14 protein-coding genes are annotated in these 12,789 nt (G+C 73.5%); 8 read left to right on the top strand and 6 right to left on the bottom strand.

Annotation, left to right across the window (positions count from 1 at the left end; all coding sequences use genetic code 11):
* Positions 1-6 precede the first annotated feature (6 nt).
* From FHR77_RS08855 to FHR77_RS08840, 4 genes are all read left to right on the top strand, one after another.
* Positions 7-816, top strand: a complete 810-nt coding sequence (locus tag FHR77_RS08855; RefSeq protein WP_056056534.1) for a CDP-alcohol phosphatidyltransferase family protein — start codon at positions 7-9, stop codon at positions 814-816.
* 35 nt (positions 817-851) lie between these two features.
* Positions 852-1,697, top strand: a complete 846-nt coding sequence (locus tag FHR77_RS08850; protein ID WP_341777293.1) for a glycosyltransferase family 2 protein — start codon at positions 852-854, stop codon at positions 1,695-1,697.
* A 57-nt stretch (positions 1,698-1,754) separates the two neighbouring features.
* On the top strand, positions 1,755-3,044 hold the full coding sequence (locus tag FHR77_RS08845) for a CDP-glycerol glycerophosphotransferase family protein (protein ID WP_424955779.1): 1,290 nt from the start codon (positions 1,755-1,757) through the stop codon (positions 3,042-3,044).
* Positions 3,045-3,122: 78 nt separating this feature from the next.
* A complete protein-coding gene (locus FHR77_RS08840) occupies positions 3,123-3,428 on the top strand; it encodes a helix-turn-helix domain-containing protein (RefSeq protein ID WP_167259733.1) in 306 nt (101 codons plus the stop codon).
* Between the two features lie 12 nt (positions 3,429-3,440).
* On the opposite strand, the gene FHR77_RS08835 is transcribed toward FHR77_RS08840, so the two are convergent.
* The 5 genes from FHR77_RS08835 to FHR77_RS08815 form a co-directional block, all read right to left on the bottom strand.
* On the bottom strand, positions 3,441-3,719 hold the full coding sequence (locus FHR77_RS08835; protein WP_167259519.1) for a hypothetical protein: 279 nt from the start codon (positions 3,717-3,719) through the stop codon (positions 3,441-3,443).
* Positions 3,720-3,810: 91 nt separating this feature from the next.
* Positions 3,811-4,578 carry a hypothetical protein gene (locus tag FHR77_RS08830; RefSeq protein ID WP_208380765.1) on the bottom strand — a complete coding sequence of 256 codons (768 nt, stop codon included), beginning with the start codon at positions 4,576-4,578 and terminating at the stop codon, positions 3,811-3,813.
* 9 nt (positions 4,579-4,587) lie between these two features.
* On the bottom strand, positions 4,588-5,379 hold the full coding sequence (locus FHR77_RS08825) for an ABC transporter ATP-binding protein (RefSeq protein WP_167259732.1): 792 nt from the start codon (positions 5,377-5,379) through the stop codon (positions 4,588-4,590).
* On the bottom strand, positions 5,379-6,176 hold the full coding sequence (locus tag FHR77_RS08820) for an ABC transporter permease (RefSeq protein WP_167259731.1): 798 nt from the start codon (positions 6,174-6,176) through the stop codon (positions 5,379-5,381). Before FHR77_RS08820 ends, FHR77_RS08825 begins: the two co-directional genes overlap by 1 nt.
* A gap of 93 nt (positions 6,177-6,269) precedes the next feature.
* Entirely contained in the window at positions 6,270-6,944 is a 675-nt protein-coding gene (locus FHR77_RS08815; protein ID WP_056058840.1) for a phosphocholine cytidylyltransferase family protein, read from the bottom strand.
* A gap of 367 nt (positions 6,945-7,311) precedes the next feature.
* Between FHR77_RS08815 and FHR77_RS16015 the strand changes: the two genes are divergently transcribed.
* From FHR77_RS16015 to FHR77_RS08800, 3 genes are read left to right on the top strand one after another with little or no spacing between them, the layout of a single operon-like run.
* Entirely contained in the window at positions 7,312-8,763 is a 1,452-nt protein-coding gene (locus FHR77_RS16015; protein ID WP_243861633.1) for an ABC transporter ATP-binding protein, read from the top strand.
* Positions 8,739-10,304 carry an ABC transporter permease gene (locus FHR77_RS08805; RefSeq protein WP_167259729.1) on the top strand — a complete coding sequence of 522 codons (1,566 nt, stop codon included), beginning with the start codon at positions 8,739-8,741 and terminating at the stop codon, positions 10,302-10,304. The genes FHR77_RS16015 and FHR77_RS08805 overlap by 25 nt, the downstream gene beginning before the upstream one ends.
* 25 nt (positions 10,305-10,329) lie before the next feature.
* The gene (locus FHR77_RS08800) at positions 10,330-10,590 is read left to right on the top strand and encodes a DUF3039 domain-containing protein (protein ID WP_156370054.1); all 261 of its coding nucleotides are present in this window, start codon (positions 10,330-10,332) and stop codon (positions 10,588-10,590) included.
* A gap of 10 nt (positions 10,591-10,600) precedes the next feature.
* Here FHR77_RS08800 and FHR77_RS08795 read toward each other — a convergent pair whose 3' ends face one another.
* Positions 10,601-11,851 carry a nicotinate phosphoribosyltransferase gene (locus FHR77_RS08795; protein WP_243861739.1) on the bottom strand — a complete coding sequence of 417 codons (1,251 nt, stop codon included), beginning with the start codon at positions 11,849-11,851 and terminating at the stop codon, positions 10,601-10,603.
* A gap of 80 nt (positions 11,852-11,931) precedes the next feature.
* Between FHR77_RS08795 and murI the strand changes: the two genes are divergently transcribed.
* On the top strand, positions 11,932-12,786 hold the full coding sequence (murI, locus tag FHR77_RS08790) for a glutamate racemase (RefSeq protein ID WP_056056524.1): 855 nt from the start codon (positions 11,932-11,934) through the stop codon (positions 12,784-12,786).
* Positions 12,787-12,789: the final 3 nt, after the last annotated feature.

Below are 12,789 nucleotides of genomic sequence, written 5' to 3'. Positions count from 1 at the left end.
CGCGCCATGACCTCGCTGCCCACGAGGCCGACCTCCATCGACGAGCTCCGACGGGTCGCCCAGCCCCCCGAGGTGCGCAGCCGGGCGAACGCCGAGCACTGGACGGCCTCGCTGTACCTGCGTGACGTGTCGCCGTACCTGACGTGGTGGCTGCTGCGGACGAGCGTCACGGCGAACGGCGTGACCGGCCTCATGATCCTGACCGGGTGGGCGACGGCGGCGGCCCTCCTCGTGCCCGGCATCGGCGGCGCGATGCTCGCCCTGGTGCTCGGCCAGCTGCAGATGCTGGTCGACTGCTGCGACGGCGAGGTCGCGCGCTGGCGCGGCACGAGCTCGCCGGCGGGCGTCTTCCTCGACAAGGTCGGCCACTACTCCACCGAGGCGCTCATCCCCGTCGTGCTGGGGGTGCGGGCCGCGGGCTGGCCCTTCGACGCTCCCGCCGACTACCTCTGGACCACGCTGGGGTGCGCGCTCGCGCTCGTCGTGGTGCTGAACAAGGCGCTCAACGACATGGTCCACGTCGCCCGGGCGGCCGCGGGCCTCGACCGCCTCGCCGACAAGCGGGGCGGCGCCACGGTGCCCTCCGGGCGGCTCCTCGCGCGGCTCCGCTCGGCGGCCCGGTTCGTGCCGTTCCACCGCCTCTACCACTCGGTCGAGCTGACGATGCTGGCCGTCCTGGCAGCCGTCGTCGGGCTGGTCGTGGGCGACCCGCTCGGCGCCGACCGGGTCCTCGTGGCCGTGCTGCTGCCGCTCTCGGTGCTCGCGCTCGTGGGGCACTTCGTCGCCATCATGGCCTCGAAGCGGGTCAGGTCCTGAGCGCCGGCGCGGCCGGCCTGCCCCGCGTCGGGGTCGTGAGCCTGACGCAGGGCCGACGGCCGGCGGACCTCACGGCGGGGCTCTCGTCGCTCCTCCGCCAGCAGGGCGTCGAGCTCGACGTCGTCTGCGTCGGCAACGGCGGCGGGCCGGGGCCCGTGCCCGACGGGGTCGCCGTGCTCGAGCTGCCCGCCAACGTGGGCATCCCCGCTGGTCGCAACCGCGGCGCCGGGAGGGTCTCGGGGGAGTGGATCTTCTTCCTCGACGACGACGCCTCCCTCCCCTCTCCGACGTTCCTCGCCGACGCGATCGCCGTGGTGCGCCGCGAGGGCGACGTCGGGCTCCTGCAGCCCCGGGTCGTCGACCCCACGGGGGCGACGTCGCCTCGCCGGTGGATCCCGCGCATCCGCAAGGGCGAACCCACCGACAGCGGCGACGTCTTCTCCGTCTGGGAAGGCGCGACGCTCCTGCCCCGCGACGTCTTCGACGCCTGCGGCGGCTGGGGCGAGCCCTACTTCTACGCCCACGAGGGCATCGAGCTCGCCTGGCGGGTCTGGGCCCAGGGCCTCCGCGTGCGCTACGACGGCGAGCTGGTCGCCCACCACCCCGCCATCGACCCGGCCCGTCACGCGGAGTACCACCGCCTGAACGCGCGCAACCGGGTGTGGCTGGCGAAGCGCAACCTCCCGTGGCCGCTCGTGCCCGTCTACGTGGCGTCGTGGACGATCGTCCAGGTGCTGCGCTGGGCCCGCACGCCCGTGCGCCTCGGCCAGTGGTTCGGCGGCTGGGCGGAGGGCTGGCGCACGAGCCCGGGCGGCCGCCGCTCGATCGGGTGGGCCGCCGTGGCCCGGATGGCGAGGGCGGGCCGGCCGCCGGTGATCTAGCCTGGATCAGCCCGGTCGGCACCCCGCCCGGACCGCCACCGATCGGAGGACGACCTCGTGCCCCTGAGACGAGATCTCTCACTCGCCCGCGGACTCGCCCGTCGGGCCCTCCGGTCGCGCCAGCAGCGGCGGCGTCTCGAGCGTCTCGACCGTGAGCGGCTCCGTCGGGCGCCGGAGCCCGGCTCCGTGAGGGTCGCGGTCTACTTCGCCGACACGTCGGTGAACATGTACCAGATCCGCCAGTGGTACGCGCCGCTCGCGCACCTCGCCGAGACCTTCCCGGTGGCCATCGTGTCGCGGTCGCCCGGGGCCATGCTGGCGCTGATGGAGGAGTCGCCCGTCCCGGTCGTGTACGCCCGCCAGGTGGCCGACCTGGAGGCCTTCGTGGAGTCGCACCCGTTGGCCGTCACGCTCTACGTCAACCAGAACGCCAAGAACTTCCAGATGATGCGCTACGGGCGCATGTGGCACGTCTTCGTCAACCACGGCGAGAGCGACAAGATGTACATGACCACGAACCAGTTCAAGGCGTACGACTACGCCTTCGTGGCCGGCGACGCCGCGCGGGAGCGCCTCGCGGCCGTGCTCTGGGACTACGACCTCGACACGCGGGCCGTCCCGGTCGGGCGGCCCCAGGCCGACCACACGGCCGGAGACGTGCCCTTCACGCCCGACGACCGCACCGTGGTGCTCTACGCGCCGACCTGGGAAGGCGACCGGGCCGCCGCGGCCTACGGCTCCATCGCCAGCCACGGCACCCGGCTCGTGGCGGCGCTGCTGGCGAGCGGCCGCCACCGGGTCATCTACCGCCCCCACCCCCGGAGCGGGGTCGTGGACCGCGAGTACCGGCGAGCCCACGAGGAGATCGTCGCGGCCGTGGCGGCGGCCAACGCCGCAGACCCGACGGCCCAGCACGTCCACGACGCCGGGGGGGAGCTCGGGTGGCAGCTCGCGGTCGCCGACGTGGCCATCAGCGACATCTCGGCGATGGTCTACGACCGCCTGGCCACCGGTCGGCCCCTCGTGGTCACCCGGCCCACGTCGCCCCTGGCGGACGTCGACGAGCGGGGTTACCTGGGCGCGGCGGAGTGGTTGACCGCGGACGACGCGTCGCGGGTGGTGGAGGTCCTGGACAGGGTCCAGGCGGACCCGGAGGCGCAGGGGCGTCTGCAGCACTGGGTGCGGCACCATTTCGGCGACACCACCCCCGGGGCGGCGACGCAGCGCTTCGAGGACGCGGTCGCCCGTCTCGTGGCCCGGCGCGACGAGTACGCCGCGCGGTACCCCCTCCCCTTGCGCGCGCTCGGGGAGAACGACTCCCCGGACACCGGTGACGACGGCCTCTAGGGCATGCAGCCACCGGTGATCGATGCCCGGGCGGCACGGCATCTGGAGTTCTGTGCGCAGGACGCGTACTCATGATGCATGCCTGAGCCCTCGTCGCCCGCCGCCCACCTCTTCGGTGATCGAGTCCGCCAGGAGCGCCAGCGCCTCGGGCTCAGCCAGGACGAGGTGGCGCACCTCGCCGGCATGAACGTGTCGAACTACGGCAAGATCGAGCGAGGGGTCGGAAACCCCGTGCTGCACACGATCGTGCGCCTGGCCGTCGTGCTGGGCGTCGACCCGGCGACCTTCGTGGCGGGGATGAGCGCGGAGCACCTCCCGCCCGTGATCGAGACCTTCACCGCGGCCGAGTACGTCGCGGAGCGGCGAGCCCGCTCGGGCCGCTGAGCACGGCGACCGTCAGAAGCTGAAGCGCCAGAGGTACTCGTCTCCGCCGGGGCGGAACCACCGCACGACGGCGATGCCGCGACGCTCGAGCTCCGGGCCGATGACGCTGACGCTCATCGAGCCGCCGGGCTCGAGCCGGGAGGTCGCCACGGGCACGAGCAGGCCGGTGTCGAGCAACGTCACGCGGAGGTCGAGGAGGGGCTCGTCGCCCACGTTGAGGAGTCGTTGCACCCGCGGCCCTCGGGAGCGGTCGACGACGAGGGGGACGGGGTAGGCGGTCGTGGTGTCCATGGCGCGACGGTAGGTCGGCCCGCCGACACTCGCGCGCTGACCCTGTGGACGACGGCGTCGTGGGGAGGGTCGGCGTCGACGGGCGTGCGGGCTAGCTGTGGATCTCGAGGGGGAAGGCGGCGGGTGCCGGGCCGAAGGCCGTCCTGGCGCTCTGCACGACCTTGCGTCCGAGCGCGTGGTTCCCCGCGCCTCCCACGACGGCTCCGATGCCGAACGGCGCGGCGCGGCCGAGGATGCTGGCGCCCTGGGAGGCGGCGAAGCGCCGGACGAACTGCTTCCGCACCTTGCCCATGAGGCCGTCGATGGCGGTCTTGGGCAGCTTCTGCGTCACGAGCTCGCCCCAGAACGCCGTGCGCGCCGGCGCGGTGCCCAGGGCCTCCCCGGCGAACTGGCGCACGAGCGACGCCCCCGGCGCGCCGAGCAGCATCGCCATGACGAGGGCGCGGGCCCGGTCGGGGTCGGTCAGGGCGATGCCGTGCACCTCCGTCACGGACTGGGAGAAGAGGGCGCTGGCCTCGAGGAAGCCCGCGGTCTCGACGCCGGAGAGCGCGAGGGAGATGCCCCAGCCGATGCCGGGGACGACGGCGCTGGCGCCGACCGCGGCCCCGCCCGCCGTGACGGCGGTGAGGTACTCGCGCTCGATGATCCGCACGAGCTTCTCGGGGGTCGCCCTCGGGTGGCGACGCCGGAGCCGCCGCACGTGGGCGACGGCGACCGGCCGCTGGACGGCGAGGACCGCGTCGAGGCGTCGGAGCCACGGGGACTCGCTGAACGGGGACGTCTCGTCGGCCTCCGCGACGACGTCGGACGGGACGGGCGGGAGCGGCTGCGGGCCCTCGGGCACGGTCTGGTCGGGCATCGCTGGAGCCTACGCCGCCGGGCGGGGAGGGTGATCGGAGGAGTACCGTGCCAGCGCCTCGTCCAGGGGGCCGTCGAGGACGAGCCGGCCGCCGTCGAGGTACAGGCCCCGCGAGCAGAAGCGCTTGAGGTCCCGCTCGTTGTGCGACACGAGGAAGAGGGTCCGGCCGTCGGCCAGCATCTCCTCGATGCGTGCGTAGCACTTCTCGCGGAACGCCCTGTCGCCGACCGCCAGGACCTCGTCGACGAGGATGACCGGCTCGTCGAGCCGTGAGATGACGGAGAAGGCGATCCGCACCTTCATGCCGCTCGAGAGGTGCTTGTACGGGGTGTCGACGAAGGCGGAGATCTCGGCGAAGTCGATGATCTCGTCGAAGCGCTCGTCGATCTCGGCCCGGCTCATGCCGTGCAGGCCGGCCGTCAGGTAGACGTTGTCGCGGACCGACAGATCGGCCACGAACCCGCCCGTGATCTCGATCAGCGGCGCCACCCCGCCGACGACCGAGACGGTGCCGGTGTCGGGCAGGATCACCTCGGCGACCAGCTTCAGCAGCGTGGACTTGCCCTGCCCGTTGCGCCCGACGACGCCGATGGCCTCGCCCGGCTGCACCGTGAAGCTGACGTCACGGAGCGCCCAGAACTCACCGGGGCGCGACCGACGGCTGCTGTCGGAGAAGAGGTCCTTGAACGACCGGCGGCCGCGCTTGTTGCGGCGGAAGCGGATGCCGACGCCGTCGACCCGGATGACGGGGCCGTCGACCTCCTCGGCGGGCGTCCGCCCCGGCCGCGTGCTCGAGCTCATCAGATCTCCTTCAGGACGGCGCGCTCGCTCAATCGGAAGACCGCCAGGCCGACGGCGAGGAGCACGAAGCACATGCCCGCGCCGACGAGGGCCTCCGTCAGGTCGAGCTGCTCGGGGAAGAACGCGGAGCGGTACAGCCCGAAGATCCCGCTCAGCGGGTTGAAGGCCGCGAGGAGGTGCAGGCTCTCGGGCAGGTCACGGGTGCCGTAGATGATCGGCGACGCGTAGAAGAGGAAGCGCAGGGCCAGCTTCGTCGCTCGCTCGAGGTCGCGGAAGAACACCACGAGGGGGGCGACGAGGAGGCCCACCCCGGCGACGAGGACCGCCTGCAGGGCCATCGCGACCGGGAAGAACACGACCTGCCAGTGCAGCTGCGCCCCGCCGAGGACGGCGAAGAGCGCGAGGACGGGCAGGCTGAGGGCGAACTCGATGCCCTTCGAGGCGACCAGGCGGAGCACCCAGATCGTGCGCGGGATCTTCGTGGACCGGACGAGCTTCGCCTCGCGGAGGAACGCGCGGGTGCTGTCGGAGACGGCCCCGGTGAACCACATCCAGGGCAGGAGGCCGCTGAGGAGGAAGACGATGTAGGGGTCGTCGCCCACCGACCGGCGGAACACCACCTGGAAGACGAAGAAGTAGATCCCCGCCATGACCAGCGGGTCGAGGATCGACCACACGTAGCCCAACGCCGAGGTGCTGTACCGGACCTTGAGGTCACGGCTCGTCAGGAGCCACAGGGTCTGGCGGTAGCGCGCCGACGACGATCGCCGAGGGCGCTCGGCCTGGGCTGTGCTCACGGGTGTCCTCTGCGGTCAGGGACACCTCGGGGGGGCAGGGCGAGCCTCGACGGCCAGGTCGCGGGACGTGCTGATGGTCAGACGGGCTGACCGTCAGACGAACAGGTTCGCGCGCTCGAGGTCCTCCGCGAAGTCGACCTCGACGGCGTAGAGGTCGGAGATGTCCACGGGCTCAAAGAGTAGCCCGTCCTGGTCGATGGCCAGTTCGATGCCGCGCTCGAAGTAGTCCTGCGCGTCGACCTTGCCGAGCTGGCGCAGCAGGGCGGGCTTGTCGGCCCGGGAGACGTAGTTGATGCCGACGGCCTCGCCGAGGCCGTGCTTGACCTGCTTCGAGAGCTCGGCGATGTAGCCCTCGGCGTCGGTCGTGTACTTGACCTCCTCGTCGGAGACCTTCGAGGTGTTGACCGTCACGAACGACTGGTCGTCACGGACGAGGCGCGCGGCGCGGCGGAGCGCCTCGGGGTCGAAGACGACGTCGCCGTTCATCCAGAGGACGCCGCCGGCCGAGCTGGCGCGGAGCGCCCGCATGAGGCTCTTCGACGTGTTGGTCTGGTCGTACTGCTCGTTGTAGACGAACGACGCGTGGGGGAAGGCCTCGACGATGTGCTCGAACTTGTACCCGACGACCACGGTGACGCGGGCGCGGGGGCCGAAGGCGGCGTGGATGTTCTCGAACTGCTGCTGCATGATCGTGCGGCCGTCGCTGAGCTCGGTGAGCGACTTGGGCAGCGAGCGGCCGAGGCGGCTGCCGAGGCCGGCGGCGAGGATGACGACCTGCTGGGTCGCGAGCTCGGCGGCGCGGTCGGTGCTGCTGTTCTTGCTCGAGGCGTTCGTGGTCACGGGGTCTCCTTGGCGTCTGCCCCGTCGGCGGTGGTCTGGCGACGGAGGGGGCGAGAGCGGACTGGTCGCCGTTCTCCCGGTGCCCCGCCGGTGGGGATCGGGCCCGTCCCGGGCGTCGATCCTCGTCTCGTGTTCGAGCGGTGTTCACCGCGGAGCTTCGATCTGGACACGTCATCGTGCTCGGCACAGACTACCGGCAGACCCCGCTCGGCGTCTCGTGGCGACCGAGTCGTGACCGTTCCGTGATGCGCGCCGCCGGGCCGCCGGGGCACCGGGGCGTTGGTACGGTGGGCACATGGCCCTCGCGCGCGACGATCAGGACGACGTCGCCGATGCCGACTCCACCGTGAGCGGACGGGCCGCCGAGCTGCCCCGGGGGGACGACATGAGCGACGACGTGACGACCGGCGACGAGCCGGGGGAGGCGCGGGCCGAGGCCTCGGGGGAGGCCACGACGCCGGGGGCGGGCACGGCCGAGCGACCCGCCGCCGCCGCTGCCCGGGCCGCCCGACCCTCCGCGAAGCGCAAGCCGGCCTCGACGCGGACGGCCGCCGACCGGTCGGCGGCGGCGAAGAAGGCCGCCGCGACACGCGCCGCCAACGCTCGCGCCCGCGCCGCCGCGGCTGCCGCGGCCGCGGCTGCCGAGGCCGCGGAGGCGGAGGCCGACGCCGAGGCCGCGGCCCGGGCGGACGACGCGGTGGCGGCACGAGCCGCGGAGGCGGCCGTCGTCGAGACGGAGCCGGAGGTCGCCGTCGAGCCCGAGCCCGCCGTCGAGCCGGAGCCGGAGCCCGAGCCGGAGCCCGAGCAGGAGCCCGAGCCCGCCGTCGAGCCGGAGCCCGAGCCCGCCGTCGAGCCCGAGCCCGAGCAGGGGCCCACGACCGATCCGGAGCCGGACGTCGACAGCACCTCTCCCGTACCCGACGCCGACGCCGACGCCGAGTCGGGCGCCCGTGCCGACGACGCGCCCGCGGCGGACCCCGACGAGCGCCCCGTCGTGCTCTCGATCAAGGGCGTCGGCAAGCGCTACGGCGGCACCGTCGCCGTCGAGGGCGTCGACCTCGAGGTCCGGGCCGGCTCCTTCTACGGCATCGTCGGCCCCAACGGCGCCGGCAAGACCACGACCCTCTCGATCGTCACCGGCCTCCTCCGCCCCGACGAGGGCAGCGTCACCGTCCTCGGCGCCGACGTGTGGAGCGACCCCGCCGCCGCGAAGCGCGCCCTCGGCGTGCTGCCCGACCGGCTCCGCCTCTTCGACCGGCTCACCGGAGCGCAGCTCCTCTACTACTCCGCCACCCTCCGGGGCCTCGACGGCGCCACGGCCCGCAAGCGGTCGGCGGACCTCGCGACGGCGTTCGGGCTGCAGGACGCCCTCGGCCGTCTCGTGAGCGACTACTCCGTCGGCATGACGAAGAAGATCGCGCTGGCGGCGGCGGTCATCCACTCGCCGCGGGTGCTGGTGCTCGACGAGCCCTTCGAGTCCGTCGACCCCGTGTCGGCGGCGACCGTCACCGACGTGCTCCAGCGCTACGTCGCCGGCGGCGGGACGGTGCTCCTGTCCAGCCACAGCATGGACCTCGTCGAGCGCATCTGCGACTGCGTCGCGGTCATCGTCGACGGCCACGTGCTCGCCAGCGGCAGCGTCGACGAGGTCCGCGCGGGCCGGTCGCTCGAGCAGGCCTTCGTCGAGATCGCGGGCGGCCGCGCCGTCACGGAGGGCATGGAATGGTTGCAGAGCTTCTCCGACTGAGGCTGCAGACGATCGCGAACACGGTGCGCTTCGGCCCCCGTCGTCTCACGATCTCCGTGGTCTCGGTCCTCCTCGTCCTCCTCGTCTCGCTCGCGCTGGCCGGCCTCGTCGGCAGCCTCCGCGACTCCCCCCTCTCCGACACGCGGGCGCTCGTCGTGGGCGGCGGGTCCCTGCTGATGCTCGGCTTCGCCGTGGTGCCCTTCGCGACCGTCCGGCCGGCCTGGAGCGACCCTCGTCGCCTGGCCGTCCTGGGCGTCCCGGAGGGGCCGGCCGCCGCGGGGCTCGCCCTGGGCTCCCTGGTCGGCCTGCCGACCCTCGCGCTGCTCGTGCTGTCGACCGGCTACGTGCGGTCGTGGGACTCCGGCGCCGACGTCGCCGGCCTGGCCGTCGTCGCCGCCGTCCTGGCCGGGCTCACGGCCTGCGGCCTGCTGCTCGTCGCCTCGACGGTGAACACCGTGGTGCTGACCACGAAGCGGTCGCGGCAGTTCCTCGCCGCGGGCGGCGTGGTGCTCGCGCTGCTGCTCGTGCCGCTGGTCGTCGACCTCGTCCGCGCGTCCCTCCCGGGGTCGTCGGGCACGGGCGTCGTGGCCGACTCGCTCGCCTGGACGCCGTTCGGCGCCGCGCTCGCGCTGCCGGGCCACGCCGCCGCCGGCGAGACGGGCCGGGTCGTCGCCGACCTGGCGGTCGCGCTGCTGACGCTGGCGCTGCTGTGGCTGGCCTGGCGCCTCCTCGTGGCCCGCGCCTTCGTCGACCAGCCCGAGCCCGACGTGGCCGACGAGGCGACCGGCCTCGGCTGGTTCGACTTCGTCGTCGCGAGCCCCACGGGGGCGGTCGCGGCCCGCAGCCTGACCTACTGGGCACGCGACGCGCGGTACCGCATGTCGCTCGTGATCCTGCCGATCCTGCCGCTGCTCGTGCTCCCGCTCGGCATCGCGGGCGTCAGCTGGCACTGGCTCGCCCTCGTGCCGGTGCCGCTGATGTGCCTCATCCTCGGGTTCCTGCCCCACAACGACGTCGCGTACGACAGCACGGCGCTGTGGCTGCACGTCGCGGCCGACACCCGAGGCCTCGCCGACCGCGTGGGGAGGCTCGCGCCCCCGCTGCTGCTCGGCGTGCCCCTGGTCGTGCTGGGCTCGCTCGTCGCGGTGTGGGGCTTCGGCGACTGGACGGCGCTGCTGCCCGAGCTCGGCGTGAGCGCCGGGCTGCTGCTGAGCGGCCTCGGCCTCTCGAGCGTCGTGTCGGCCGCCATGCCGTACCCGGCGGTGCGCCCGCACGACGACCCGTTCCAGCAGCCGCAGGCGAACGGCGGGGCGGCGGTGACCGCCCAGGTCACGATGATCGCCGGCGCCCTGCTGCTCACCGGCCCCGCCTTCTGGTTCGCCGGGCGCCACCTGCTCGCCGGTGTCGAGCCGGCCGGCGCCTGGTCGTTCGCGGCCGGCCTCGGCGTGGGCCTCGTCGCCCTGCTCGTGGGCGTCCTCGTCGGTGCCCGGGTGTTCGCCCGACGCGCACCGGAGCTGCTGGCCTTCACGCTGCGCAGCTGAGTCGCCTCGACGTACGATGGTCGCCATGAGCAACACGGAAACCGGCGGTGGCCTCGACGTCCTCGATCGCGAGCTCGAGAAGCTCCTCAACGAGGAGGCGATCGACCCGGGCGACCACGAGCGCTTCTCGCACTACGTGAAGAAGGACAAGATCATGGAGTCGGCGCTGAGCGGCAAGCCCGTCAAGGCGCTCTGCGGCAAGAAGTGGACCCCGGGGCGCGACCCGGAGAAGTTCCCCGTCTGCCCGACCTGCAAGGAGATCTACGAGAAGATGAAGGGCGAGTAGCCCTCACCCCTCACTCGTAGACGGTCGGCAGGACGGGCTCGCCGCGACCGAGCCGGAAGGCGCCCGCGGGCAGCTCCGCGACCGCCGCCTCCCGGTGCTCCCTCGCCCGCCGGGTGCCCGCCTCGCCCAGCCACCGGTCGTCGACCACCCCGTCGACCACGAGGTCGACCAGGAGCGCGCGCTCGCCCTCACGGGGCTCGGCGTCGTCGACACGGACGACCTCCTGCTGCGCGACCCCCGACGTCAGCGTGCGCACCGGCGACTTGCGGCCGCCGACCGTCGCCTTGTCGGCCGACTTCTTGGCGACCGACACCCACCGGCCGTCGTCGTCCTGCCGGGCGACGAGCTTGAAGACCATCCCGGCCGCGGGGTGGCCCGAGCCGGAGACGACCGACGTGCCGACGCCGTAGCTGTCGACCGGGGCGGCGCGCAGGGCGGCGATCGTGTACTCGTCGAGGTCGTTCGTCACCGTGATGCGGGTGCCGGTGGCACCGAGGTCGTCGAGCTGGCGGCGCACCTGGGCCACCAGCGAGGGCAGGTCGCCGCTGTCGATGCGGACGGCCCCGAGGCCGGTGCCCGCCACCTCGACCGCGGTGCGGACGGCAGCCTCGATGTCGTAGGTGTCGACGAGCAGGGTGGTGCCCGGGCCGAGGGTCGCGACCTGCGCCCGGAAGGCGTCCTCCTCCGAGTCGTGCAGCAGCGTGAAGGCGTGGGCGGCCGTGCCCATCGTCGGGACGCCCCAGGTGCGACCGGCCTCCAGGTTGCTCGTCGCGCCGAAGCCCGCGATGTACGCCGCTCGCGCGGCGGCGACGGCGCTCCGCTCGCCGGTGCGGCGCGAGCCCATCTCGGCGAGGGGGCGGCCGTCCGCGGCGGAGACCATCCGGGCGGCCGCGCTGGCCACGGCCGAGTCGTAGTTGAAGACGCTCAGGGCGAGGGTCTCGAGCAGCACGCCCTCGGCGAAGGTCGACTCGACCACGAGCAGGGGCGAGCCGGGGAGGTAGACCTCGCCCTCGGCGTAGCCGCGGATCGTGCCCGAGAACCGGTAGTCGGCGAGCCAGTCGAGCGTGGCGCCGTCGACGATGCGGCCCTCGCGCAGCCACTCGAGCTCGGCCTCGCCGAAGCGGAACCGGGAGAGCTCGGCGAGGAAGCGCCCCGTGCCGGCGACGACGCCGTAGCGCCGCCCCTCCGGCAGCCGTCGCGCGAAGAGCTCGAAGACGCTCTCGCGGTGGGCGGTGCCGGCCCGCAGGGCCGCCTCCACCATGGTGATCTCGTACCGGTCGGTCAGCAGTGCACTGGTCACGCGGCCCAGCCTACGGGCGGAGGGCCCGGTAGGCTCGACGCGTGACGGACGCACCCCTCGGAGTCTTCGACAGCGGAGTCGGCGGGCTCACCGTGTCGCGGGCCATCATCGACCAGCTGCCCCGCGAGTCGGTCCTCTACGTCGGTGACACGGTGCACTCGCCCTACGGGCCCAAGCCGATCGCGGACGTCCGCCGGTACGCGCTCGCCGTGATGGACGACCTCGTGGCCCAGGGCGTCAAGCTGCTCGTGATCGCCTGCAACACCGCCTCCGCCGCCGTGCTCCGCGACGCCCGCGAGCGCTACACGATCGGCAGCGGGATCCCGGTCGTCGAGGTCATCCAGCCGGCCGTCCGCTCGGCCGTGCAGCAGACCCGCACGAAGCGGATCGGCGTCATCGGCACCGAGGGCACGGTCAACAGCCGGGCCTACGAGGACGCCTTCGCGGCCGCCGCCGACCTGCAGCTGTTCACGCAGGCCTGCCCCCGCTTCGTCGAGTTCGTGGAGGCGGGCGACACGTCGAGCGCCGAGCTGCGGGCCGTGGCCGAGGAGTACCTGGCGCCCCTCCGCGCCGAGCGGGTCGACACCCTCGTGCTCGGCTGCACGCACTACCCGTTGATGTCGGCGGCGATCCAGTACGTGATGGGGCCGGAGGTGCGGCTCGTCTCGAGCGCGGACGAGACGGCCGCCGACGTGTACCGGACGCTCGTCGACCACGACCTCGAGGCCACCGGGTCCGCTCCGCCGCGGTACGAGTTCGACGCGACCGGCCCCGACAAGTCGTCGTTCCTCCGGCTCGCCAAGCGCTTCCTCGGGCCCGAGATCTCGAGGGTGGGCCACCTCGAGACCGGGGCCATCGAGCTGCCCGGCGCCGCCCGCGCCCGCCGCGCCTCCTGACCA

It is taken from the genome of Frigoribacterium endophyticum (assembly GCF_011759585.1).
Lineage (GTDB): Bacteria > Actinomycetota > Actinomycetes > Actinomycetales > Microbacteriaceae > Frigoribacterium > Frigoribacterium endophyticum.
This window is presented reverse-complemented; position numbering and strand designations above follow the sequence as displayed.